Consider the following 25,511-nt stretch of genomic DNA (forward strand, 5'->3'; position numbering starts at 1 on the left):
AATGAAATCCTTATCGTTTTGAAGCCTCTCTGATTTTTTCGATAACGTTTTCCAAAGGTTCTTCCGTTATGTGCACCGAGCGGGAATCGTTTGTCTGGGTCGAATGGCGATACGCTTTGTCGTAATATGACAAGGCCATATTGGCGACAAACTCAAAATCGTCAGCTTCGAGAGCTTGGATTGCCTTGTTAAGGTTTGCGCTACCGAGTTTCTTCCCGATTTTCTTTAAAGAAGTTTCGAGCTTTTCTTTCGGAAAACAAGCGTAATCCTTTACCAATCGCTGTACCCGTGCAGATTTTTCAACATCAAGATACACCCGTGGCGCTTGTCGCATTTGGGCGAAGAACTCTTCGGGAATAAAAACGCTTCCTACGGTCCGGCTTTCGTCCTCAAGCCAGATTGTCTTGTCTGTCGGAATGCTTTGAATTAGTTCGGCCAAATCGTTGGAAAACTGTTCGCAGGTGGGCTGTTTCTCCATGCCCAACGATCCGAACGCAGAACCCCGGTGGTTGGCCATTTTCTCCAAGTCGATGATCGTGTCACCTTGTTCTTCCATGGCGTGGAGCAATTCCGTTTTACCGCTGCCGGTCATTCCGCTGAGCACCACGTAATTTCTTTCTTCCCCAAAAATCTTCAGGCAACGGTTGCGGTAAGCTTTGTAACCGCCTTCCAACAAAACGCAGGGGATACCGGCGGTTTGGAATAGCCAAGCCATACTTCCGCTCCGCATGCCGCCTCGCCAACAGTGGACGGCCAGAGGCGTGTCGTTTTGGGCAAGTTTTCGGGCTTCCCGCACAAAACCGGCCATCTTCGGCCCTACAATCTCCAACCCGCGATCGATGGCGGGCTGTTGGCCCTTTTGCTTGTATATGGTTCCTACCACGGCGCGTTCCTTGTCCGTGAAAATGGGCAGGTTTACGGCTCCCGGCATATGGCCTTTGGCGTATTCGCCCGGTGACCGCACATCGACGATCGCACCGGAGGAGCCTAAGCGTAGGAATTCTTCAACATCGACTTTCTTCATCACCCCAGTTGCAAAAATGTAACGGGACACCTTCTAGTCCCGCAAACGACAAAATTAAAAAAGAGCCCTCAGGAATCATCATTCGCAGTGGCAAAATCATGGAATCAAGTTTTGATAAGCAAGAACGAATATATTTTTCCATCTTTTATTCCTGAGAGGGGTGGGGTGGCTTCGGACTTACGGGCCAGCGTGATTTTGTTTGCGCAAAGCCGGAATTCAATTTGGGCGGGGGTTTAGGTTGATGAATAGAAAAATATTATTTTTGCCCGCTCACAGTGGAGCGCCGTTTGATGTTTTTGCGCAAGTGAAAAACTTTTGCGAAAGCAGAAAGTAGTTCCGCTAGGCGATGAATTAACCCCTGTCATATGACTGATGAAATAAATAACGAAGAGAGGAAATCCCTCAACTTTTTGGAAGAGATCATCGAGGAGGATCTCAAGTCCAACGTGAACAATGGCGAGGTGTATACCCGCTTTCCGCCCGAGCCGAACGGCTACCTGCACATCGGGCACACCAAAGCCATTTACATCAATTTCTCCACTGCCCAACGTTATGGCGGTAAAACAAACTTGCGTTTTGACGACACCAACCCGGTGAAAGAGGAAACCGAGTATGTTGAAGCCATCAAGAAGGATATTCAATGGTTGGGATACCAATGGGAGAAGGAGTGCTATACCTCGGATTATTTCGATCAGTTGTACGCCTGGGCCGTTGAGATCATCAAACTGGGCAAAGCCTATGTTGACGAGCAGACGCCTGCGCAAATCGCGGAGCAAAAAGGAACGCCTACCGAAGCCGGAAAACACAGTCCGTACCGTGACCGCCCGGTGGAAGAGAACTTGGAGCTTTTCGAGAAAATGAAGAATGGCGAGATGCCCGAGGGCGCTATGGTGCTCCGTGCCAAAATCGACATGACTTCGCCGAATATGCATATGCGTGACCCGATCATGTACCGGATCATCGACGCGGCGCACCACCGTACTGGCGATAAGTGGAAAATCTACCCTATGTATGACTGGGCGCACGGACAGAGCGATTACATAGAGGGAATCACGAACTCGATGTGTTCGTTGGAATTCAAGGTTCACCGTCCGCTTTACGACTGGTACCTTGACCAGATCTACGATCCGTCGAAGATTCGCCCTAAACAGCGTGAGTTCTCCCGCCTTAACCTGAACTATACCGTGATGAGTAAGCGTAAGTTGCTCAAGCTGGTTCAGGACGGCGTGGTAAACGGCTGGGACGATCCGCGTATGCCTACAATTTCTGCATTGCGCCGTCGTGGTTATACGCCAGAGTCGATTCTCGCTTTCTCGGAAAAAGTGGGAGTTACTCGTCGTGAGAATATTATCGACCTGGGCTTGTTGGAATTCTGCGTTCGCGAGGATTTGAACAAGAAAGCCAACCGCGTATTCGGTGTGTTGGATCCGGTGAAAGTGGTTATCGACAACTATCCGGAAGGTCAGAGCGAAATGTTGGAGTTGGAGAATAATCCTGAAGACGAAACCGCGGGCACGCGCCAGGTTCCGTTCGGAAGGGAACTCTACATCGAGCGCGACGACTTTAAGGAAGAGGCTCCGAACCGTAAGTATTTCCGTTTGGCCTTGAATAAGGAAGTTCGCCTGAAGGGCGGTTACATCATCAAGGGCGAAAGTGTGGAGAAAGACGAGGATGGAAACATCACCGTTATTCACTGTACTTATGACGCCGACTCGAAATCGGGAAGCGGAACCGAGGCCAGCATGCGTAAGGTGAAAGGCACCCTGCACTGGGTAAGCGCCGAGCACGCCGTGGACGCCGAAGTACGTATCTACGACCGTTTGTTTATGGATGAGGCTCCGGACGGACACAAGGACAAGGATTATATGGAATTCCTGAATCCGGATTCTTTGAAAACCGTTCACGCCAAGGTTGAGCCTTCGTTGAAAGAGGCTCCGGCGTATGAGCAGTTCCAGTTCCAGCGTTTGGGTTATTTCAATATTGACCCGGATACTACGGAAGACAGATTGATCTTTAACCGTACGGTGACTTTGAAAGACTCATGGGCTAAAAAGCAGAACAAGTAATATGAGGCTATATGTGTTTCATTCTATTGAGAACGCATATTGATTCAAATTCATAAATAAGGAAATAGAAAAGGAGCTTCGGCTCCTTTTTTTGTTGATTTTTTGCCCTGTAGAAGAAAGCGAAGCTATATCGGTCCGCTTTGCGAGAATAGAAAATTTGGGGAAAATACAAATTCGTCGGAAAGAGAAAAGTCTTCGCCGGGAAAGAGTATGGGGACGGTTTCGTCCGCGTGTCTTAGCGGTTGGTCCGGGAAAAAGCTTTCTTCCGGTATAGTCGAATTTGGTCCGAATGTCTCCTGTCTGGCCGTGTGTTCGTCTTCTCGATACCTAGCCCGCTCTTCCCGGAATCCTTTGTAAGTGTCGCTGGTTTTCAAATCGTAAAGGTCCTGAACGGGAGCGTCCAGATTCGCCGGAACCATATAGAAAGTCTCATCCGTGGCGGGTTGCCCTAGATTTCTCAAACCTCTTATCCTACCGGCCAGCGAACTTTGCGGTTGGGAAGCTCTTGTGGTCACGGTCACTCTTTCTTTAAAAAGAAGCTCTTTCTCTTCACGGGTCAAGATGATATCGTCTTCGGCGCGTTTGAGCGGATCGCTCTCTACATCATAAGTAGCGGACGCACTTGGAGGGCTGTAGTTTTTTGAGTTCCAAGTTTGTCTCGCGTCCAATAGCCGAGCCCATTTTCTGGTGCCGAGGCTCACTTCTTCCCGCAAGGGATTCTCAAAATCTTTGGCGACTGATTCCTCCTCGGCGTCAAGCCACGGGCTATGCGCCGGGTCCGAATATCGACTTCTGTTTTGGAGGGAAGAAACCATTCCCCGCTGTGCTTTTGAGGCGTGCTTCAGCATTCGGCCTAATAATACGAATGACGGTTCGGGAAGCACGTGTCCGGTTCTGGCTTTGGATCTATCCTCAGAGACGGCTTCTCCTAATTCGCTCCAATCGTTTTGTGTGGTTTGCGCCCCGGGCAGTGTGTGCGTGGCTTGCGGGCTCCAGTATTCGTCAAACACTCCGAAGGCGTTTTCGGAAATATTGCAGGGCCAGTATATTTGGCTGGAACAGTTTTTTCCTTTCGGTTCCGATTTCGGGCGGATGGCGTCTCTCTCAAAATGAATGGAAGGAATCCGTTCCTGGTGCGGACTTATCGTGACGGAGTGGGAACCGTTGCTGATTTCTCTAAGAAGCGCCGTTCCCGTTTTGGTCAGCAGAAGTTTGGAGACACGGGCCATCACTCCGGTCCGGAATCCGGGAAGCTCTTTGGCGAAAAGCCCGGCACTCTGTTTCGGATTGACCTTGAACGGCCCGCGGCCTTGGAGCAGATGTTGCCACAAGCCTCGGGTATCGAACTGAGCTTCCTGTTCGCTTAGCGTGGGAGCGGATTGCTTCTTTTTGATCATTTCCGCTATCAGCCTTTCCCTTTCGTCCTCGATTTGTTGGGCGAAAGACATCATTGTAGCTTGGTCTTCCCTTACTCGCTGAAACTCAAAAGCGTTGGCCGTTAAGTAGCGGTATGTCCGGTTTTCGGCCAGATGTAACGTGCGGAGGCGCTCTTGGTTCGTTTCCTGACTTTCTCCTCTTAGGCTGGAATAAAGGTCCAGCAGCGCTCCGATTACCCGCAGGTGATCGTCGTTTTGTGAAGCGTCCCCGTCGGTGTCTTGTGGAATTCGGGAAAGGAGTTCCTTTTTCGACCATAGCGCCTGAATCGCCTGTGGCTTCGGCGTAGCCCGGTTTTGATGGCGATGACGGATTGTTTGCTTGAACATGCGGAGTGGATGATGCCGTGACCGCTTCCCGTGGCCACGTTTGCGCTATTTTTGCCGTATTCTTAAAATCATAATGGCTCGGGTATTGTTTTGCCCTTTGGGACCATTGGGAAAAAGGCTAGTTCGGAGCGTCAACGTGTTTATCCATAAGCGAAATATTCGGAACAGAGAGCAGAATACGGGAGCTTCGTCGGGAGTGTCCTTGGATCCGCCGTCCGGTTTTTCGCAACCGGTGCAGGCGATGATGACGGGAGCGGAATTCAAGGAACGGATGAAGGATTCCGGTTTTCATAATCTTGGCCATGTCGAACGGCTATTGAACGTTTACAATGGTTTTTCGGGAGAAATGGAAAAGCCGGATTGGGGAAGGCACCATTTCGCTCTATATATTTTAGAAGAACTCAAAAAGAGTTGTAAAGAATGGCTCGCTAGTTTTTATGTAATGGAAACCCGCACGGGATATTCGCCTGTAATGAAATCGGTTGCGATGCTTCTGGATGATATCAGGGAAGAAAAAGCCAAGTTGATAGGGATAATGGGATCCAGCGGAATTTCCCTTTTTGGTGATGACGCCTTCAGCAGGCAGTTTCCCGAGGTATCGTCCGTAATGGCGAATACGTTTCAGGTATTGTGGGACGATGTCTCCAGTGTATTGAAATTCAGATCAAACGATTTGAGCGAGGAGGGGCTAGAGAAAGCCAAAAACGAGTTTTTTGCGGACCTCCATTCCATTATGGTTCCGATAGGCGGGGCGGCTTTGGTTTCCCGGGCATTGGCTATGGTGGGCATTAGGAGTATTCCTGGGCAGGAACATCAGTTGCCGGTTTATTTTATGAGTCAGCGAGAGTCCGACGACCAGCCGATCACTAAAGTGTATCAGGAGCTGAGCAAACGTATGGCGATGGGGCTTCCGCACGATCTTTCGCACGGAATGTTTTGGGGACTTACGGATCCGGTTTGGTTTGAGCAAAAGAGGCGAAAAGAGCGGGCCCTGGTTCCTTATACTCCCGAAATTAACCTTGCTGTGGCGTTCAGCAGGTTGTTGACACTGGGCGAAGGCCACGGACTGGAACGGATGAAAAGCGTTTCCGAAGTAGACGAGGCCTCGTTTAGGCATTATGCGGGCTGGCCGGAGAGAGTGTATACAAAAGGTTTTGTGAGGGAAGACATCAACGATTTTACGGATTTGGCGGACGATGCTTCTAGGCTTAGCTACGAAATGAGTTCGGAAAGCGAATCCGTGGATTCTACCGAGGAGCCTGGCGATTTTAGTATGCATTTCATTAAGCCTAACACCGAACTTAGCGGTGAGGAGATGGAATCTGAGTTGTAATCTGATATCGGTACAAATTCAGATCGTCAATTGGGCTCAGGTAATTTCTTTAGGGATTATTCCGCCTAATGTTTTCAAACAGGCCGAAATGGTAAACAAAGACGAAACTCGGCGCAATATTAATCGTTATATTGCGATGTGATTTATAGCCACTAACAATTCGGTGAAGAAGAAAAGCCAACATATCGCCTTAATCCTGTGCTGCGCCCTTGTGTTTCTTGTACAAGGTCTCGGTTTTGGCCATGAGGAAGATTGCTGTTCGGGACAATCCGGGGCGCCTTGTTGCCTTCCGCTTCCGGTTTCTAAGCTTGGATGTGGCGGTAGCTACGGCTGTTCGTGCTTTTCGATACACCGAAGCCGGTCGGATTTTTTTAACGATAGGCAGACGGCTTATATCCTGGCTCTGGCTCTTATGCGCCTGTCGGAAAAGCCCTCAAGAGCGAATTACACATGCGGTTTTTATCCGAAGGCAGACGGATCGCTTCTCCAAAAGATCTGCCGAATGTTGATCTGAGTTCTTCCCACCCCAATGCTTTGCCCGCTAAGCGGGCGGTTTCCGTAACGATTTTCCCCGTGTTTGAATAATCGTGGATGCGTATTCTCGTTTCCGAGATGTGCCCGCGCGTGTTCATATGGACGAATTTCGGTATGGGGTAATGATTAATCTCCGGTGCGGATTCGCGTATCCGGAAAAATACCTGATTGTGAAAAATAATAATGTTGAGAATGAATCGGTGATCTACCGGATGGTGAAACTCGCGTTGCCGATTATGGGCATGTCCGTGTTTCAGCTCGTGTATAATTTTACCGATATGGTTTGGGTGGGAAAAATCGGAAGCCCCGCCGTGACGGCCATCGGAACAGTCGGTTTCCTGATAGGCATGTGTTTGGCTATTGCCTCCATGGTCAATTCCGGAACGGGCGTAAAGGTATCTCACGCCGTAGGGGCTGAAGACCGTCGCTTGGCCGGCGAATACATAACGGTGGGCATGGCCGGAATGGCGTTAATCGGATTGGCTTCGGCCGCGGGGCTTTACCTGTTTCCCGATGAGCTTATCGGTTTTTTCGGTTTGCGAGACCAGTCCGTAGTGGAGATGGCGTACGGATATCTGTCATTGGCGCTGTGGGGTATTCCGCTGTCGCTGAGCAATATACTGTTTACTTCCGCCTTTAATTCCCATGGGCTTACCAAAGTCAGCTTCAAGATAAATGTGGTGGGCACTGTACTGAATTTGTTGCTGGATCCCTTGCTGATTTTCCAGTTTGGAATGGGAGTGAAGGGCGCCGCGTTGGCTACGGTATTGTCGCACGGGATTGTGTTTCTCGGGTTTGTTTTCAGAGTGGCAAACAAAAAAGAGGTGCCGTTTTGCGGTTACGGGAACTTGCTTGGAAAAGTTCCGGCTATCCTAAAACTCGGCGTACCGATAGGCGTACAGCGAATCACGTTTATGTCTGTTTCGGTATTGTTGGCCAAGATTATAGTGGAATGGGGCGATACTGGAATAGCCGTGCAGAAGATCGGCGTACAGCTTGAGGCCCTGACGTATATGGCCATTTGGGGCCTTATGTCGGCGATATCGATTTTGATCGGACAAAGTTACGGGGCCAAAGATTTCGGAAAAGTCCGCGAAACTTATGTGGCCGGATTGAAGCTGGCTGGGGTTATATCATTCTTTTCCAGCGCCATGTTTATCATCTTTCCGGGATTCCTGTTCCGGATATTCGTTTCCGAGCCCGAAAGCGTGGCTATGGGTGCGGATTATCTCAGGATTTTGGGTGTGTCGCAACTGTTTATGAGTGTGGAATACACCTCAGCCGGAGCTTTTAACGCCTTGGGCAAAAGCTATATCAATGCCACGGTAAGCGTAATATTTACCGTAGCCCGGCTTCCGTTGGCCATTTTCCTGAGCCAGAATATGGGCTGGGGACTCAACGGCGTTTGGTGGAGCATCTCCATCAGCAGTATCGTAAAGGGAACAACCTTGCTGATATTGTTCTTTAATGAATTGAAAAGGATTGAGAAAAAAGGGAGCGCTTCGGCGGAACCGGCGACTGTGTCGCTTTAAGGTGGCCGGAAATTTTTACCCTAAACAGATTTCGGAATTAAGATGAAAAACATAAAGAATATTTTCGGGGATTTGGATTTCGCCTCTTTCGGCGACAGCATGTTGCGCGGCGAGTTTGGTCTGGAAAGGGAAAACGTAAGGGTGGACGCCGAGGGCCGGATGGCCAAGACGCCGCACCCGCAGGTGTTCGGCAACAAAAACCGTCATCCGTACATAACCACCGACTTCTCGGAGAGCCAAGTGGAGATGGTGACTCCCAAGCAAGACAGCATCGACGAGGCTTACGACTTTTTGCGAGTGCTCAACGATCTGTTTTACGAAAATGTAAAAGACGAATTCCTTTGGCCGCAGAGCATGCCTCCGGTTTTGCCGAAAGGAAGCGACATTCCAATAGCCAAATACGGCGAGGAAGGCAAAGACAAAGAGGAATACCGGGAATATCTGAGTAAGATGTACGGTAGCCAGATGCAGATGATATCGGGAACACATTTTAATTTCTCGTTGCCCGATTCGTTGTTGAGAAGACTCTTCGCTGAGCAAAAAACATTTTCAGAGTTCGAGGCATTCAAGGAGCAGGTTTACCTGAAGATGATCCGGAACTTTCTGCGTGACCGCTGGCTTTTGCTCTTAATCAACGGGGCCAGCCCGGTAATCCACGAGACTTTCGAAGGCTGTTGTCTGAGGATCACATGTCCGGTAGAAAACGGCGTACATTCCTGTAAGCAATCGCTTTCGATGCGCTCAAGCCCGTTCGGGTATACGAACCGCAAGAACGTGATCATCGATTATGCGTCGGTCGATTCATATAACAACTCTGTGGAGAGGCTGATACAAAGGGATTTCATTAGTCTTGAGAAAGAAATCTATTTGCCGATAAGGCTAAAATTCAGGGAAGAAAACGGCAAGAAAGTCGTGTCGCATATCGAGGTCCGGATTTTGGATCTGGATCCGCTTAGTCCGCTGGGCGTGTCTAAAGACGTTTTGCGTTTTACGCACCTGTTCCTGCTCTACGGCCTGATGCGGGAGGAGCAGACGCCTTTCGACACTTTCCAACAGCTCAGGGCGCACAAAAACCAATATCTGGCTTCCGTAAACGGAATGGTTCCGGAGTTTTTGCTTACCGACGAATTCGCGAAGACCGTAACCATAGCCGAGCTTTCGAAAAGGATAATCGGACGGATGGAAAGCACTGTGGGATTCCTGCTTGCAAGCGACGCTACTTACAAAAAGGCGATGGAAAAGGCCAAGCTACAGGTGGAGAACCCAACCGAGCGTTTGGCTTACAAAGTAAGGGAAGGCATCCACGAGAAAGGTTTTGTAGAGTTTCATATGGACTTGGCCCGCAAATCCCGGGAGAAGAGCCTGGAACAGGCCTTCCGTTTCCACGGCAAGGAGGATATGGAGCTTTCCACCCAATTGCTGATGAAAGAGGCCGTGCTCCGCGGCGTAAACGTGGAGATCATGGACCGGGAGGAAAACTTCCTGCGCCTGTACCGAGGCGACAAGGAGGAATACGTGATTCAGGCCACAAAGACGTCGCTTGACACGTACAGCGGCGTGCTGAAAATGGAGAACAAGACCGTAACCAAAGATATCTTGGCCCGTGCCGGCGTAACCGTGCCCGGTGGCGCCAGCTATTCCGACGCGGAGTGGGCAAAATCGGATTTTCCGCTGTTTCAGGGAAGAGCTGTAGTTGTAAAGCCAAAATCGACAAACTTCGGTCTGGGAATCACCATTCTGAAAGAAAACGAGGACCAAGCGGTCTACGACCGTGCGGTGGAGATAGCTTTCTCATTCGATAAAAGCGTATTGGTGGAAGAATTCGCCGAAGGCAACGAATACAGGATTTTCGTAATCGGAGACGAAGTCGTAGGCATTTTGCGGCGGGTTCCTGCCAATGTGACCGGCGACGGAACCAAGACGATCAGGCAGTTGGTGGAAATCAAGAACCAAGACCCGCTCCGCGGAAAAGGCTACCGGACGCCACTAGAGAAAATCGATTTGGGCGAAGCCGAAGCTATGTTTTTGGCGGGGCAAGGCTACGATTTCGAGACGGTTCCGGATGCGGGGCAAACGGTCTACTTACGGGAGAATTCGAATATCAGTACCGGAGGCGATAGCGTGGATTACACAGACGATATTCCGCAATCGTATAAAGACATCGCCGTACAGTCCACAAAAGCGATGGGTGTGCAAATCACTGGGCTGGATATGATTATCAAGGATATAAAGGAAGAGGCCACGCCCGATAATTATTCGATTATCGAGATGAATTTCAACCCGGCGATCCATATTCACTGTTTTCCTTTTGTGGGAAAAAACAGAAAGCTCAACGCCAAAATCCTCGACGCTTTGGGTTACGGATTCGAAAAGTAAGACACTGAAATATTTGAAAAAGGAAAGGAGCCCGGGCAGGCTCCTTTTTTCGTATGCGGAAGGGCGTTTCCGCATACTCGTCTAACGGGTAGTTATTGTGTTTTGGTTTGAAGTATCTGGTATTAGGTCTTAAGCATTTATTCTTTGGCGAAATTTCACCTAATACTTAAGGCCAAATACCTAATACCCTAAATCCAGTATTTTGGATATTTTCGGACTTTGCTCATGTTGTTGAATATCAAGGCGATTACCGTAATGGTGATGGCTCCGGAAAGTACGGGATTGAAGAGAAACGACCAAGAGCTTCCGCCCAAGATAACCACAAGCGGGTCGGCGCCGGCCGGCGGGTGAGTGGTCTTGGTAAGTTGCATTATGGCGATGGCCGAACCTACGCCCAAAGCCAACGAGTACCATTCGTTTCCGAAGAGATGGAGGCACACGAGTCCGATAATTGTCGAGATAGCGTGTCCGCCGATGATGTTGCGCGGCTGGGCCAGCGGACTGTCAGGCACGCCGAAAGCCAGCACACAGGTAGCGCCGAACGGAGCCATAATAAACGGAACTTCGGTATTGGCCGTCAGCAAAGCCACGGCGGCGATGGCGATAAAACCGCCCAATCCCGAATAGAATGAGAAATGTAGGCCCGCAGCGTTTGGGCTACGTTCTTCGGTTCTGAATTTTGCGATATATTCTCTCATTTTCCCAGTATATTTTCTTTTAACAATTCCAGAGTTTTGTCGATAAACTCCTGGTTTCGGTACACTTGGCTTTCGGTCAGGCACGACTCGTAAAGCATATAAGCCAAGAAAGCGTTGTCTTTGTCAGGTATTAGTTCTCCCAAAAACTCCCGCAGATCCCTTTTATGGTTTTGGATGATTTCATAGATCCTGGCATTGTCGGTTTGAACCTCCGAAACCATGTTCAGGAATACGCATCCGCGGAAGTCTTCCCGTTTGTTCATCAATTTCAGATAGCGAAACGCAGCCAATACCTTGTCTTCCGAATTTTTGGCTTTGTTCGTTTCTTTTCTCAGGCCCTCAAACCACAGCTCGTGCCTCTTGTTAAGGTAAGCCACGGCCAAGTCCTCTTTCGACTTATAATGTTGGTAGAAGCTGGCTTTGGCCACCTTGGCCTCGTCTATTATCTGGTTGATGCCCGTTGAGTTATATCCTTGTCGGTGGAACAAATCCATGGCTACATCCAGAATTCGTTCTCTCGGTTTTTTCTTTTCCATAAGACAAAGGTAATCGGTTTTTATAAAACAGACAAGTCTGTCTTTTTTTAGGTTTTTATAACGGGCCCTGAAATAGAATGTTGCCTAAGATTTTAAAAAAGGTTGTTTTCGCTCGGCCTTAACTAGAAATGAGCAGAGGCAGTTTGCATTCTGTAAGCATGTTACGTACTTTCATGTGTGTTTATTTTTTTATAGAGTAATAGTCAATTATGGATGGAGTTTGGCCGGTAGTTTTTGCCGTTTCCATTTTGGGAGGGACTCTTCTGCTCAGTCGCTGGATGATTAAAAAAGCTACTGAGGAGGTAAAAGGTTGGGCCTCAAAAAATGGGTTTGAATTTTTATCGAAAAAAGAAAGCGCCGAAAAAACGGGTTTTTCCCGTACCCGATTTTATAGAAATCATAAAGCGGGAAAATGTCATGACGTGATTAGCAAGAAAAGCGGTGGATCCGAGCTCAGAGTTTTGACCTATCGTTATAGACAAGGCAATCATTCGGGCAGAATAACCGCTTTTGGCTTGCATTCAGGCTGGTTGAGGAAATTTCCAGATTTCTTGGTCAAGCCCGAAGGATTTCTGAATGCGGTTGGAGAATTTTTTGGCTCGCAGGACATAGATTTTTCAGAGCATCCCGAATTTTCGGAACGATATGTCTTGAAGGGTGATGAAGTCAAGCTTCGTGTCGCTTTTAATAAAGAAGTACTCGACTTTTTCTATAATGTGAACGATGCGTTAGTCTACGAAAAAATAGACGATTCGCTGTATCTCTATCGTACAAGAAGTCATGACGGTATTGAAGAATACTCAGGGCGTTTGAAGACTTTGGCGAGTGTGGCTTCAATTCTGAAAAAATCGATGGAGGCAAGAGATAGCGTGCAATAGGCTGGATATCAGTTTATAAATTGGTGCGGTCTCCGAGAATTACCTAAGGATTTTCTTTCGCTATTCCGTATCAAAGCGATGAATGACGAAAAACGTTCCTGATTTAGCCGAATCGGTATGCTGAATGCGGTTCGTTGAGCAAATCAGTTTTTTCGGGGACCAAAAAGCGCTATCCGTCGCAAAAAGATTTTTCGAGCACAGGAAGTCATTAGTATTGAATATCCGAAAAGGGAAAATAGCGTAACCCACGTCGGATTGTTTATCTTAAAGAACAAGAAAAAGGCGCCTCTCTTCAGCGCCTTTTTCGATTTTATAACTGTGTTGCGAATAGTATTATTTCGTTCCGAATAAAAGATCTATTTTCTCTACCTTTTTGTGTGATTTATCGAATTCGTAGATCTCGATTACCTCGTGACCTTTGGTTTTGATTTTTTCCGTTTTGATCAGCCTGTCCCAAGTATTGAATACGTCCGCAGCTTTGTTGCCGTTTACGGCTTCTTTCGTAAAATCGCCCGCCGGGATGATCATATTAGTGAGTTTGAACTCTTTTGGCACCTTGTCGAATTTGGTGACCTCATAGCCTAGAATGACTTGGATAGGGAAGTCCTTCTCGTATTCTTCTCCGAAGATCAGATAAGCGTAAACTTTGTCACTGTCTTTGGCGTCTTCTAGGTATGGTCCGAAATCGTTTTTCTTGAAAAAGTTCCAAAGTGAGTCCGAGTCATGCTTGTAGTGTTTCAGTGATGTGAACACCTCTATTCCCACTAGTTTAGTTTCTTTGATACTTGTTTTCTCACCGTCTGTGGCGAAGGCGGTTCCGAATAAAACGATGCTGAACAAAAGGGTCAAAAATCTGGATTTCATCTCTTTAGCGTTTGGGTTAAATAACTCGACGATGGTGCGCCGTTTTGTTTACACTACAAAGAGACGGATTTCCCGGATCCAAAAAATTGACTTGTGTCAAAAAGGGTTTCCGGGCGGAGTTTCCCACCCGAAAACGCCCTAATTATGCGATAGAAAGCCTTTTCATCGGTGTAGGCTCTTTTTTCATTTCGGCCTGCATTTGCTTGAGCAGCATTTCCGCTTTCAGGTTTTGGAATTCGGATTTGTCCCAAAGATTGACCAACTCTTGCGGATCTTTCTCAAGATCGAAAAGTTCGCCGTAAGGTTTATCCGATCCTATATGGTTGGAATAAGTCACGATCTTATACCGTTTCTCGATATAGGTTTTTAGATATAGCTTGGTCGGCTGTTGCCTTGACTCTACCACAACGTGATCGCGAGTTTGCGCTCCTCCTTTTTTCCAATCGGAGGTCATATCCACGCCAGTCATAAAACTTGGTTTTTCAATCCCGCAGAACCCGAGGAAAGTAGGGGCGAGATCAACCAAAGTCTGCAAAGAGTCGGTTCGTTTTCCTTGCGGAATTTCTCCGGGTTTGGACACGATAAACGGAATCCGGACGCCGTCTTCATAACCGAAGTTTCCTTTCTTATCGAGTCCATGTTGGCCAAAATAATGGCCATGGTCGGTGGTGTATACCACAAGAGTATTTTCGGTGATGCCGAGTTCGTCGAGCTTGTCGAGGATTTGGCCGACATAATGGTCAAGCATCGAGATCATCCCGAAATAAACGGCCATGTTTTTACGGCGTTTTTTCTCGTCGAGCCCATGGTTTGTATGATAGCCGAACACGTGGTGCCCGCCTTTTTCATTCCATTGCGAGAAGAATTTCTTAGCCTCTTTATCGCCTTTGCGCTGGGTCATGCCGTATTGTTTCGGCATGTCGTCGTGTTCGCCCGGTACGGCCATCGGCGGTTCCAGTTTGTCCGGATCATACATCGAGGCCCAAGGCTCGGGGACGAGATACGGCGGGTGCGGATCAAAGAAACTGGCCCACATAAAGAAAGGCTCGTTTTTCTTCTGATGTTCCTCCATCAGCTCGTTGGTCCGCTCGGCAATCCATGCGTTCATATGGTATTCGCCGGGCATATTCCAAGCGCCACGTTGCGGACCGCTGTTGCCGGTAGGTTTTCGGAACCAATCCCGCCAATTTGTAGCGCCCTTTTTCTCTAGCCAAAGCGCATAATGTTGCCCGACGTGGGCTTCGTCACCATGGTTTCGCGTTAGCTCCACATGGTCGAATCCGTAAAACGGCCCGTCGAAAGATTTCCAGAAATCAAGATCTTGCAAAGCCGGATACGCTTCCGCCGAAGGATGTTCGGCATTGCCTCTGAGCGGTTGGAAATGCGCTTTCCCGACGAGTGATGTCTTGTATCCCGCCTTGCGGAATTCGTCGCCGACGGTGGGGGAATCGTCGCGGAGCTTTGTGCCAAGCGACCAAGCCCCGTGCTGGCTCGGATACTGTCCGGTAATAATGCTGGCCCGGCTGGGGGTGCAAGTCGGGTTTGGCGTATACGCCCGGTCAAAGACGGTTCCCATCTTCGCCAAACGGTCCAAATTCGGTGTTTTGAGCCGGGGATCGTTAATGCCCAAGCCCATAAAATGTTGCTGGTCAGAAGTGATCAACAACACGTTTGGCGTAGCGGATCTAGGCGTTTTCTTTTTTGGTTTCGGGGGAAAGTGCTTGCGGTAAAGTTGGGCGATAAGCTTTTTCCCTTTATCGTTTTTTCGGGATCTGCTTCCCGCCCCGAAGGCGTAGGGCTTGAGCACCGGAATAGTGGCGACTCCAAGGCCTATGGAACGTAGAAAAAATCGTCTGTCCATAAAGTATACGTTTGTTGCGACCTGTCCGGATTGGTGTGCAAAGCGCTGTTCCGGCATTTCGCGTTTTCGCTGACATAATCAATATGTTGCGAACATAGGTTGGAATTGGCGATCGAAACCCGAAAAATGTTTACTTAGACAGTACAATCGTGTCCCGTTACGGTTTTCAGAACATAAAGCTCCGTTTCGGTCAGCGTTTGGCTAATTCCTTCATCATATCCGCTATTCGTTCGGCTTTCTTTTCCTCGGATTTAGAGGAATGGATACGGTCCAGAAACTTTCGCCGTTCTTTTTCTTTTAGCGCTTCGAACGCTTTCAGCGTTGCGGGAGGTTCCATATCAAAACAAAGGCAGAGTTCTTCGGTGAGTTCGTTTGGTGGCGCGTCCACATTTAGTTTTACCAAAACATGGTCGCCCGACTCTTTGCGTATTTTCTTTCTGATCGTAGCATTGACGGAAAGAAAAAGTTTTCCGTCTCCCATAGGCATCAGTTTATGCTTTTCGAGCCGGTAATCATCAATAAAGCCGCTAACGGTAACCCAACCGAAAGGCGCGTTTTTATCCTGTTTTATTTCCGGAATGGGCGTGTAAGTCCAAGCTCCTTTACCTTCCCATTTTACCAAAAGGCATTTACGGTTTACTAAGTATTTCTCTTTCATAGCTCTCTTTTATTCAAAAATAGCCAAACGAGTGACAGCCTATTGTCAGGAGATATCTCCATTCTTATTCTCAGATATGCTTTTAAAGCAAATCATTTTCCTTTGAAAATTATATTTTATTATTATTATGTTTTAATAAAACTAAAGTTGGTGCTTTTACTTTTTGAAAATACCATTATGAGATCCATAGCAGTAATTGCCATTCTGTTTCTGTTTTGCGCTGAAGTAATAGGGCAGAGACATCAGAACGTATTTGATGCGCAAAGTCTTGAGCAAGGGGTTATTTCTCCGGAACAGGCCAAAATCATTTTTAAAAGCGCCAAGACCTTTCCTAATGGCTCCGAATTTTCGATTGCGATAATTCGTCGGAACAAGAAACCTGAGTTTTATGGGATTAGAAAAGAAAATGATACCGTAAATACGGTTATCAATAAGAAATCTATTTTTGAGATAGGCTCAATAAGCAAAACCTTCACAGCAACCCTGTTAGCCGATTTATCGGTTAATGGAAAACTGAATCTCAATGACCCTCTCAAAGATTTCGTAGATCTTGGAGAAAACGATAGCTTGGGAATTACATTAACACATTTGGCTAATCATACCTCTGGCCTTCCCCGTTTGCCTTCAAACCTGATCCTGTGGTTTGCCGATCCTAAAAACCCGTATAAGAATTATGGGGAAAAGGATTTGAAAAATTATTTAGCCGGCAAGATTGAATTGACGACTAAACCGGGAGAAAAGAGTGCGTATTCGAATCTGGGTTTCGGCTTGTTGGGTTACGTTCTGACCACTAAGGAAAATAAGACTTACGAAGAGCTACTTACGAAAACGATTTTTAAGAAATACGGAATGCCGAATACTACAACGGATCGAAACAAGGTAAAAGCCGATTTAGTAGCTGGGAGAGACCCGAGCGGCGAGATTGTCCCGAATTGGGATTTAAATGTTATGGAAGGCGCCGGCGCTATTTTATCCAATGTTGTGGACCTGTCAAAGTATGTAACTGCTCATTTTAATCCGTCAGATCGGGTTTTGAGTTTGACAAGAAAACCGACATTCCGAATAAAATCCGATATGGAAATTGCGTTAAGTTGGTTTGTGTTGGATAAAGGCGAATTAGGGAAATGGATTTGGCATAACGGAGGTACGGGCGGATATTCCTCTTCACTAGCCTTATCGCCTGAGAACGAGTACGGAGTCGTTGTTTTGACAAATGTCTCGGCCTTTCATCCGAACCGGGGAAGTATAGAGGATGTGTGTTTTGGGCTTATGAAATCAATCGGCGAAAACGATAAAATCAAATAAGCCCAAAACGATTATTGGCTTCAGGCTTTCCCTATTTTCTTTTTTGGAAATACTCTAAAACGAATTCGGAAAACGGCTTGAAGTTACTGTAAATAGCCCCGTTTTTATTCATAAAGGTGGTTTCCGGATTATTTAACGCAAGAGGCTTATTGTTAAATCCGATGGGGGAAAATCCTAACTCATTCGCAATACAAGCCGTGGCGGCGAAGTCCCAAAGGCTTCCGCAACCGTCTGTCTTTTTAGGGAATTTGAAATAACCGCCGTCGGGGCTTTCCAATATTCCAATAGCATTTAGTACGGCTCCTTTGTCTTGGGTTATTCGTATATTTTTAAATCCGTTTTTATACAGAAATTCCTCAGACGCGCTGATCACCTCTTTACAGAAATCATATTTTCGAAAACCGGTGTCGATATACAAATCGAATGTTTTGTCTTTAATCAGGTTATCTGTTTGCCATGCTAAGCCATTTCGAAAAGCCCCTTTTTCAAGAATAGCGTGATAAGAAACCTTTTGAACAGGATCCCGAACGACTCCAATTATGGGCGTACCATCCCGACGAACCAAGGCGATGGAAACGGCATAACCCGGATGACCTTGAATAAATGGTAAAGTGCCGTCAAGTGGGTCGATACACCAAAAATACTCTTTCCGTAAACGGCTTTCGTCATCGGTGGATTCTTCGCTTAATAGCCCTAAATCAAATTCTGAGATACTTTTCTTTAACCCGTTTATGATTATTTCTTGCGCTTGTCTGTCTGCTTCCGTCAGGACTTGCGAAGCCTCGCTAGTGCCTGTCGTTTTTTTTAAAACAGTGATTTCGTGCTTGGCTTTATAGGCTTGAATAGCGTCCCCGGCTTGTTCTGCGACCGATAGAGCGATATCACATAAGGATTGAAAATCAGGAGTGTTTCTTTCCGTTTTATTTTGAGTCATAATGTTATCTTGAAAAAGTAGAGGGATTACGTATTTTGGAGTTCCGTTATTACCCGATCCGTTTTTTCCTTTGCGTAATTATTTAATTTCCAATGCCCTGGGCTCCAACCTTCCAAAAACCGGACAAAATCGGCCCAAGCATAAGGATATAGTTCTCGCCATTCTTTTTCCAGTTTATTAAGATCGATATCCTTAGAGGAAATCCCATTACGTAATTCTTTGAAATAGAAATCTAGAATAGGTTTTTCCGAATTAAATAATTCGTTCTCATCAAGGCAACTGCTTAGGAAATAGGCCAGATCCTTCATTCCGCATCCGCCGCCAATATATTGGAAGTCTACCACCGCCACTTTGGAACCGTCTTCTCCAAAGCAAAAATTCGCCAGTTTTGCGTCGCCGTGCAGGAGGGTGGGATGAGAGGTGTTTTTGAGCTTCTCGTCTATTGCTTTCGCAAAGGTTTTTAGCGGAGAGTTCGCCATTTTTTCCAATTCTTCCGGGCGGGTGTCCAGATGCCAATAGCATCCGTTTTCCCAAAGACCTTCGGGTTTTTGGTTTATAAAATTACCATGAAATTGGGCCAGCCATTTTATACAATTGTACAGATCCTTTCGCTCCACTTCGGACTTACGTATGGGGAAACCTTGCGCATCAAGATCCTCCATAACAATAATGTAGGCGTGTTCCGTATGGGCGAAACCCAGAAATTTTGGAATTCGGGCACCGGCAGGACATTGTTCGCTCCATTGGGAATACCAACGAGCCTCTATCTCGTACGATTTCAATTTTCTTTGATGCGAAAAGCCGGAATTCCACCCTCTCGGGTGTTGGGGGCTTGGACTAAGGTCTATATGCTTAACGATGATACTTGGAAATATACCGTCAGGCAGAGGGGTTCTAAGTATTTCACCGTAACCGCTCCAAAGCGATTGTATCACTTGTGGGGTGCCCAATTGTGTCGCTTTGGCGAAGGCTTTGGTTTTTTCTTCAAAATAGGAGTCGAGCATGCTGATTTTTCTAGGGGACGTAAAGATAGTGTAGTTTGTGCGACTTTGGAACAGTATGGAGAATGGGCCAACACACACGCAAAGGCATAATTGAAAATCAGTTCACTATAGGTGTTGAAATATGATTTTTTTGATGTTAACAATCTACTGCAAAGGTTTTATTCATAATGACTAAGGGTAAAGGGCGAGTCATACATTATGCTTACGATTGTTCCGGAAGCCAATCCAATTGCCATTGATGCGTATTCGGAGGCACTTACTTATAAGAACCTTCGTTAGCCAAGTACGCAAAGGTTTGCGGAAACGATTTCTGTAATGGAAATCGGACGGAATAGTCAAAATAACATAACCCAAAATATCTTCATTATGAGACAGTTTTACTTTCCGTTGATTGTGGCGGGAACAATGTTGTTTTCCTGTAGCCATGAATTTGAGGAACCTAGTTTAGCCCAACCGAATCAAAACCAAAACCTGGCACTTTCCGCTTCGCAATGGGAGGGAGAAGTGGCTGAACCGTTGAAAGTCATTTCTCGTGATGAGCGGACTATTGACAAAATCATGTACCCGACGACCCACAACTCCTTCAATTATAAGGGTAGTCGCTATGACCTTGAGAATGTCTATGACAATTTGCCAACACAGTTTGCCAAAGGAATCAGGGCGGTGGAAATCGACATTCACGAAAAGACGATTTATAAGTTTCCGTTTACGATTAAAAAGGAAATTGCCGTTTACCACGGCAAAATCACCAACGGCAGTAACGGCAGTGAAATCGCCAGGAAAGTTTTGCAACGGATTACGGATTTTATAGAAGCGAATCCGACCGAAATCGTGTTCTTGAAGATCGAGACCACGGTATCAGGGTCGGATATCGATAAAGTGCTTAGAGATTCACATCTTGACCAGCATATCTATAAGCGTACGGCTGACAATCCGTACCCTACGCCCGAAGATGTTATCGCTTCGGGAAAAAGGGTAATTACGACACGTACCATTGAAGGATCCAAGCTTTATGGCCCGTCGCTTGACCGTAAGACCTTTGGAGGAAAATATAGCGATAATGACGATCACCAACCACAAACCAGCCCTTCAGAAAAGAAATTCTTCTCGTTGGATTACTATGGGGTAACGAGTATTCTGGGAGCGGGAGACGATGACCGAGCCAGTTACATAATGCATCCGTCACGGATGGGGCCGTTTGTGGAAGACGTATGGAAACTGAACGGTAGGAAACCTTGGCGGGTAAATGTCGATTTTCCGAGTATTCATAACGGAAATTACTACCAGGTGATAAAGGACAACAATGCCAAAGCGATGTTGATGGGCGAAGTGCGGGATACGGACGGGAACTTGTTGCTGAAAAAAGACGGCAGCCTAATCCACTGGACTTGGGACTGCGACTACAATAGTGAGACTGTCAGAGCCACGACTTCGGCCGAATTTTCATTCCCGATAGAAGATGACGAAACGGTAACGATACATCCGGTCTCCAACGACTATGACTTCGTCCCTCAGAGTGTTACCGTTACAAGTGACAACGTCTCGGATTTTAAGCAGGTTTTTGTGGCTATCCCAAAATGACTTTTTGATGATCTAAAGCTAGAGAGTGTGTGAACCCCTGCCGGAGGTATGTTTTAGAAATGTATTCTCCGGCAGTTTCTTTTGGTGCTAATATTTCATCCGGAACTTTTTGACCATATTTTCCGAAATAGAATCGGCGTATGCGCCATAAGCGGTTACCAGTACGCCTTTTAGCCCGTCTTTTCCTTCGATTCCGTATACTACGCAGTTATCGTCAGTGCTACTCATGCCTTCAAAACGATAAGCTTCGACTATTTCGAAATCCTCAGGGTGAAATGCGCTTTCACCTTCCGAGTTTTGGTGTACAACACGGTCGTGTTCGAGCTTCAAGTCCTTTGTATAGCCTCGCTTTTGTAAATCTTGGAGCGCTTCGGTCAGGGTATCGAAATTGTTCTGTTGCTTGTTCATGGTGTTTTTTGAAATAAACAGATCTTTTACGACTCTGTTTCTATTTAACATAAGGATGTTTATCGTTTTGTTTTGGCTAAAGTCTTGGTAGACCGGGCAGAACCTTGTCTAGCCAAATAATAAAGTCCGAAAATAATCAGGAAGCCTCCCGGAAAAACTGTAAAGTTCGGCTGTTCCTCGATCAAGAAATATGCGTATATCGTGGCGAAAATAGGTTCGGAAAGCAAAATGCTTGTGACCATCAATGGCGGAAGCCTAAGCGACGCCATTGAATATCCGATGGTCGGGATGGCTGTACAGATGATTCCGAGACCCACCAAATAGGCCAAGTCACGGGCTTCCAACGCCGGTGTTTGCCCTACCATCGGTGAGGCGAACGCAAATGACATAGCCAACAGTCCCAATGCGTTGGTTCCTAGTGTGATGCTGAATGCGTGTGGAGCGTCCGGCATTCCTTTCAGCGACTGATTCCATAAAGTATAGACGGCCAGTAGTACAGCCACAGTAAGTGCGCTAAAATTGCCTATAATATGATGATTAGGTGATTCCATCAGTTTGATGAATTGTGGGGCGATTACGATAATTATGCCCGTTACGGCCATCAGTATGGCCTTGTATTCATAAGCGAACAGGCGCTGACGACGGAGTTTTTTGATCAGGATAACGAACAGTGGCGAACAGGTCATAAGTAAGACAGTCTCGCTGACTGGCGCATGCAAAAACGAAAATGTAGCCAAAGCGTAACAGAAAAAAAACACGATACTCAGCCCCCAAGTACTGGGTTTGAGTAAGTGGCCGAGAAAAGTTTTTCGCTTTTTTTGGAACAAAATCAAGGGGAAAATCAGTAGCGCTCCCAATGAGAGCCGGAAAGCTATAAGCGTCAGGATAGGCATTCCTGCCAGATATTTTACAAATATCCCGGACATCCCCCAGGTCATAGTCGTCATAAATGCGATCAACAATCCCGACTTGTCTATTTTTCCGCTGTCCACTCGTAGCTTACTCATTTTCCCTTACCCAATACCTTTAAGGCAGACACCATAGCCGACATTTTGTTTTGACTTTTGGACGTGGCTTTTTATCTGGAGCGCCTTTCTCATATACGTGAATTGTTCTATAAGTTTATATTTTCATAAAATCCAAAAAGCATCTTGGTTTAACACTAAAAAGATTTAGCTTTGTGAAGAACAACTTTTTGAAATTGATATCGCGTCAGTTTTGTTTGAACCTATTTCGTATTAAAATGAGAAATTTACTGTTTAGTCTGTTGGTGTTGCTGGCCTCAGCACCGGCTTTCGCGCAAAAGTTTAACTCACTGGAGACGAACTTACACAACCTTTACAGAGTCTCAGACGCAAAAAGCCGTTCGATAACCCCCGAAAACCGCACAGGGGACAAAGGCAAAGGCGCTATGACTCCGGCAAAAGAAGGAACCGCTGCCCATGCGGCCCGTGATTTGGGTGATGGATGGAAAACAAATCCGTACATTAACATCCAGCCCGGACAGACGGAAGTGTTGGCCGAAATCGAAGGTCCTGGCGCGATCAAGCACATTTGGATGACCCCAACCGGACAGCGTCGCTTTAGCATTATCCGTATCTATTGGGACGATGAAAAAGAGCCTTCTGTTGAAGCTCCCGTGGGTGATTTCTTCGCCAACGGTTGGGGAAGATTCGCTCAAGTGTCCTCAGCTCCCGTTACCGTAAATCCGGGTAGTGCCTATAACTGCTACTGGGTGATGCCTTTCCGCAGAAAGTGCAAAATCACGATGACTAATATCGACACGCGCGCAATGCGTCTGTACTATCAGGTGGATTATGAACTGACCGAAGTGCCGGAAGACGCCGCGTATTTCCATGCCCAGTTCCGTCGTGTGAATCCGCTTCCGTACAAAGAGGTTTACACTATTTTGGACGGTATCAAAGGCAAAGGGCATTACGTAGGGACATATATGTGCTGGGGCGTCAACAACAACGGTTGGTGGGGCGAAGGCGAAGTGAAGTTTTACCTTGACGGTGACAAAAAATACCCGACAATTTGCGGTACAGGTACAGAGGACTACTTCTGCGGTTCATACAATTTCGAGGTGAAAGACGATGACAAACCGCACGGTTACAGAGAGTTTACTACGCCGTATGCCGGCATGCCACAAGTAATACGTCCCGATGGATTATACAACGCGAACATGCGTTTTGGACTTTACCGTTGGCACATTATCGATCCTGTCCGTTTCGAAAAGGATTTGAAGGTAACGGTTCAAGCCCTTGGTTGGAGAAGTGGCGGACGCTACTTGCCTTTGCAAGATGACATTTCTTCCGTGGCTTTCTGGTATCAGTTGGAACCGCATAAGAAGTTCCCGAAATTGCCTTCTAAAGATTATTTGGAAGTACGATAGTTTGAATAAAAAAATCCCCGGAACAAGCGCTTGCTCCGGGGATTTCCATTTACACTTATCAAATTGGGTCATCCGCTTTCGGTATTTCAACACCTTCTTTAAGCGTGATAATAATTTGGCTTTGCTTGCCTTTTTTCCCTTTAATCACGCTGACGGTTTTTATGTCTTCCGGATCGATTTTTTCCATAACGACTTTCTTCACCCCTTTTCCATTTATAATAATTTTCGGTTCGGGGGTGTCCCATCTTTTCGCATTTGAACGAATAACAATTTCCTTTTTGTCATCCGGAAAAGCCACTGCCTCTATGGTCTTTACCACCTTGTTTACGGGAAGGCGAATATCGGTTTGGGCGTTTGCGGGATATACATCGTATGTTATCGCCTCCAAAAGATCAGGACCTAATTCGAAATAATAAAAACGCTTGGTCTTTCCTTCCGATTGGCATAATGCCAATTTTGTGAATGTGCCCGTTATGTAAAGTTTGACATCGCTTTTTTCCGAGGCGTTTTTCATGCTACGAATCGCTGCCTCTATTTTCGCGATATTCGAAAGCCGAAACTTACGCCTTTTGCCCTCGATATTCATGACATATCTAATACCGTCGGGGTGATGGGAAAACACGAAGACGTTTGGTTTGGTGTCGTCGTTTAGAAACGTGTTTATAAACTGTTCGTATTTTTCCTTAGGCGCCTGATTCTTGGTAAAGATTTGTCCGTATGATGTCGTCAGGCCGACCAGGAATCCGATTATTAATAACGATACATTTTTCATTTTCTTCTGCTCTTTTTGTGAAACTGACGATGACGAAAAAGAGTGGACTTAACGGATTACGATCTGGAACTCGTCATCCTGATACAAGACTGTTTCCCCGTGCTTTTCCAACGCTTTTACCAACATTGGGTCCATGCCCGAAAGCTCAGGTTGTTCTTTTGGATAAAAAACAGAAAAGGCAATCACCAATGAAGCGGCTACCGTAGCCGAAACCCAAGTCCAATGAATAACGGGGCGTTTACTTTTGGCCGTTTCGATAGCCTTAATCGCTATGGACTCGGCTTTCGGATCTTCGATTCGTTGAGTTTCTTCGAAAAAAGCCAGAGCCTGATCCAAAGAGCTGTCACCGCTCCCGTTTCTGTTTAAGGATTCTTCCTCGGCCCTACTGGTTTCACCCGAAAGGAATTTCTCTAGCAATTCGTCTTGCTTTTTTTTAAATGACTTCATGGCTATGGATTTTTTCGAGTTCTTCCCTGATTTTCTTTCTGGCCCTTGACACAACGACGCGGATATGTTCCGTATTGAGCCCTGTCACCTCGGCAATCTCCTTGTTCTCTAACCCGTCGAAGCTTTTGAGGTGCATTACCTCCGCCTGTTGAGGAGGAAGCATGGCAAATACATCGGCAATAATACGCTCCGTTTCGTTGAAATAAACTGTGTTCTCAGTGTCTTTGGCTTGAAAAGGGATATCGGGCCCATGTTCCCTAACGAAGTTTGTCCGGCGTATTTGGTTAAGGCAAATATTTCGGGCCATTCTGAAGCTGTAAGCGTCAAGGTTTTCGATTTTGGATAACGTATTTTTCGATCCCCAAAGTTTCATATAAACCTCCTGCAACACATCTTCAGCGTCAGGGCCATGAATAAAGCGCCGGATATACCGTAATAGTTTTCCGGAAAGGGCTATCAACTGTTTTTCAAGTCTTTTCTCTTTCGTCATCATTCTTATGACAATCGGAGCGTGAAAACGTAACATCCCTTTTCGGAACCCA

General features: G+C 46.6%; 23 protein-coding genes. 8 read left to right on the plus strand and 15 right to left on the minus strand.

The annotated features are described in order from the left end of the window. Positions 1–10 precede the first annotated feature (10 nt). Positions 11–1,024 carry a tRNA 2-selenouridine(34) synthase MnmH gene (gene mnmH, locus AABK39_RS23555; RefSeq protein ID WP_338395678.1) on the minus strand — a complete coding sequence of 338 codons (1,014 nt, stop codon included), beginning with the start codon at positions 1,022–1,024 and terminating at the stop codon, positions 11–13. Positions 1,025–1,389: 365 nt separating this feature from the next. Between mnmH and AABK39_RS23560 the strand changes: the two genes are divergently transcribed. Continuing rightward, complete coding sequence (locus tag AABK39_RS23560; protein ID WP_338395679.1) at positions 1,390–3,090, plus strand: glutamine--tRNA ligase/YqeY domain fusion protein; 1,701 nt, start codon at positions 1,390–1,392, stop codon at positions 3,088–3,090. Positions 3,091–3,215: 125 nt separating this feature from the next. On the opposite strand, the gene AABK39_RS23565 is transcribed toward AABK39_RS23560, so the two are convergent. Beyond that, a complete protein-coding gene (locus tag AABK39_RS23565; RefSeq protein WP_338395680.1) occupies positions 3,216–4,853 on the minus strand; it encodes a hypothetical protein in 1,638 nt (545 codons plus the stop codon). Positions 4,854–4,926: 73 nt separating this feature from the next. Here AABK39_RS23565 and AABK39_RS23570 point away from each other — a divergent pair, with 73 nt between their 5' ends. After that, positions 4,927–6,186, plus strand: a complete 1,260-nt coding sequence (locus AABK39_RS23570; RefSeq protein ID WP_338395681.1) for a hypothetical protein — start codon at positions 4,927–4,929, stop codon at positions 6,184–6,186. Between the two features lie 410 nt (positions 6,187–6,596). Here AABK39_RS23570 and AABK39_RS23575 read toward each other — a convergent pair whose 3' ends face one another. Continuing rightward, a complete protein-coding gene (locus AABK39_RS23575; RefSeq protein WP_338395682.1) occupies positions 6,597–6,818 on the minus strand; it encodes a hypothetical protein in 222 nt (73 codons plus the stop codon). A 72-nt stretch (positions 6,819–6,890) separates the two neighbouring features. Between AABK39_RS23575 and AABK39_RS23580 the strand changes: the two genes are divergently transcribed. Beyond that, positions 6,891–8,252, plus strand: a complete 1,362-nt coding sequence (locus AABK39_RS23580) for an MATE family efflux transporter (RefSeq protein WP_338395683.1) — start codon at positions 6,891–6,893, stop codon at positions 8,250–8,252. A gap of 42 nt (positions 8,253–8,294) precedes the next feature. Continuing rightward, positions 8,295–10,628, plus strand: coding sequence for a bifunctional glutamate--cysteine ligase GshA/glutathione synthetase GshB (gene gshAB / locus AABK39_RS23585; protein ID WP_338395684.1), 2,334 nt, complete (start codon positions 8,295–8,297; stop codon positions 10,626–10,628). 188 nt (positions 10,629–10,816) lie between these two features. On the opposite strand, the gene AABK39_RS23590 is transcribed toward gshAB, so the two are convergent. Next, positions 10,817–11,326: an HPP family protein gene (locus tag AABK39_RS23590; protein ID WP_338395685.1), complete on the minus strand. Its 510-nt coding sequence runs from the start codon at positions 11,324–11,326 to the stop codon at positions 10,817–10,819. Beyond that, positions 11,323–11,862, minus strand: a complete 540-nt coding sequence (locus tag AABK39_RS23595; RefSeq protein ID WP_338395686.1) for a TetR/AcrR family transcriptional regulator — start codon at positions 11,860–11,862, stop codon at positions 11,323–11,325. The genes AABK39_RS23590 and AABK39_RS23595 overlap by 4 nt, the downstream gene beginning before the upstream one ends. A gap of 278 nt (positions 11,863–12,140) precedes the next feature. On the opposite strand from AABK39_RS23595, the gene AABK39_RS23600 reads away from it, so the two are divergent. Continuing rightward, complete coding sequence (locus AABK39_RS23600; protein WP_338395687.1) at positions 12,141–12,740, plus strand: hypothetical protein; 600 nt, start codon at positions 12,141–12,143, stop codon at positions 12,738–12,740. A 333-nt stretch (positions 12,741–13,073) separates the two neighbouring features. On the opposite strand, the gene AABK39_RS23605 is transcribed toward AABK39_RS23600, so the two are convergent. From AABK39_RS23605 to AABK39_RS23615, 3 genes are all read right to left on the minus strand, one after another. Beyond that, positions 13,074–13,604 carry an effector binding domain-containing protein gene (locus tag AABK39_RS23605; RefSeq protein ID WP_338395688.1) on the minus strand — a complete coding sequence of 177 codons (531 nt, stop codon included), beginning with the start codon at positions 13,602–13,604 and terminating at the stop codon, positions 13,074–13,076. A 142-nt stretch (positions 13,605–13,746) separates the two neighbouring features. Beyond that, on the minus strand, positions 13,747–15,465 hold the full coding sequence (locus tag AABK39_RS23610) for a sulfatase family protein (protein ID WP_338395689.1): 1,719 nt from the start codon (positions 15,463–15,465) through the stop codon (positions 13,747–13,749). A gap of 190 nt (positions 15,466–15,655) precedes the next feature. Further along, entirely contained in the window at positions 15,656–16,123 is a 468-nt protein-coding gene (locus AABK39_RS23615) for a YdeI/OmpD-associated family protein (protein WP_338395690.1), read from the minus strand. A gap of 42 nt (positions 16,124–16,165) precedes the next feature. On the opposite strand from AABK39_RS23615, the gene AABK39_RS23620 reads away from it, so the two are divergent. Then, positions 16,166–17,428 carry a serine hydrolase domain-containing protein gene (locus tag AABK39_RS23620; RefSeq protein WP_338395691.1) on the plus strand — a complete coding sequence of 421 codons (1,263 nt, stop codon included), beginning with the start codon at positions 16,166–16,168 and terminating at the stop codon, positions 17,426–17,428. 31 nt (positions 17,429–17,459) lie between these two features. Here the strand turns inward: AABK39_RS23620 and AABK39_RS23625 are convergent, their stop codons facing one another. After that, positions 17,460–18,362 (minus strand): 3'(2'),5'-bisphosphate nucleotidase CysQ family protein, encoded by a 903-nt coding sequence (locus AABK39_RS23625; RefSeq protein WP_338395692.1) that lies wholly within the window; start codon positions 18,360–18,362, stop codon positions 17,460–17,462. Between the two features lie 26 nt (positions 18,363–18,388). Continuing rightward, positions 18,389–19,366, minus strand: coding sequence for a phosphotransferase family protein (locus tag AABK39_RS23630; RefSeq protein ID WP_338395693.1), 978 nt, complete (start codon positions 19,364–19,366; stop codon positions 18,389–18,391). A 366-nt stretch (positions 19,367–19,732) separates the two neighbouring features. Between AABK39_RS23630 and AABK39_RS23635 the strand changes: the two genes are divergently transcribed. Further along, positions 19,733–20,947 carry a PI-PLC domain-containing protein gene (locus tag AABK39_RS23635; protein WP_338395694.1) on the plus strand — a complete coding sequence of 405 codons (1,215 nt, stop codon included), beginning with the start codon at positions 19,733–19,735 and terminating at the stop codon, positions 20,945–20,947. 87 nt (positions 20,948–21,034) lie between these two features. On the opposite strand, the gene AABK39_RS23640 is transcribed toward AABK39_RS23635, so the two are convergent. Further along, positions 21,035–21,406 carry a phosphoribosylpyrophosphate synthetase gene (locus AABK39_RS23640; RefSeq protein WP_338395695.1) on the minus strand — a complete coding sequence of 124 codons (372 nt, stop codon included), beginning with the start codon at positions 21,404–21,406 and terminating at the stop codon, positions 21,035–21,037. An 8-nt stretch (positions 21,407–21,414) separates the two neighbouring features. Continuing rightward, positions 21,415–22,362: a DMT family transporter gene (locus AABK39_RS23645; RefSeq protein ID WP_338395696.1), complete on the minus strand. Its 948-nt coding sequence runs from the start codon at positions 22,360–22,362 to the stop codon at positions 21,415–21,417. Between the two features lie 236 nt (positions 22,363–22,598). On the opposite strand from AABK39_RS23645, the gene AABK39_RS23650 reads away from it, so the two are divergent. Then, the gene (locus AABK39_RS23650; RefSeq protein WP_338395697.1) at positions 22,599–23,750 is read left to right on the plus strand and encodes a glycoside hydrolase family 172 protein; all 1,152 of its coding nucleotides are present in this window, start codon (positions 22,599–22,601) and stop codon (positions 23,748–23,750) included. Positions 23,751–23,808: 58 nt separating this feature from the next. On the opposite strand, the gene AABK39_RS23655 is transcribed toward AABK39_RS23650, so the two are convergent. Genes AABK39_RS23655 through AABK39_RS23665 form a run of 3 tightly spaced genes read right to left on the minus strand, consistent with a single transcriptional unit; the run spans position 23,809 to position 25,462 of the window. Beyond that, positions 23,809–24,522, minus strand: a complete 714-nt coding sequence (locus AABK39_RS23655) for a hypothetical protein (protein ID WP_338395698.1) — start codon at positions 24,520–24,522, stop codon at positions 23,809–23,811. A gap of 48 nt (positions 24,523–24,570) precedes the next feature. Further along, a complete protein-coding gene (locus AABK39_RS23660) occupies positions 24,571–24,969 on the minus strand; it encodes a hypothetical protein (RefSeq protein ID WP_338395699.1) in 399 nt (132 codons plus the stop codon). Next, a complete protein-coding gene (locus AABK39_RS23665; RefSeq protein ID WP_338395700.1) occupies positions 24,956–25,462 on the minus strand; it encodes an RNA polymerase sigma factor in 507 nt (168 codons plus the stop codon). The genes AABK39_RS23660 and AABK39_RS23665 overlap by 14 nt, the downstream gene beginning before the upstream one ends. Positions 25,463–25,511: the final 49 nt, after the last annotated feature.

It is taken from the genome of Fulvitalea axinellae (assembly GCF_036492835.1).
Classification (GTDB): domain Bacteria; phylum Bacteroidota; class Bacteroidia; order Cytophagales; family Cyclobacteriaceae; genus Fulvitalea; species Fulvitalea axinellae.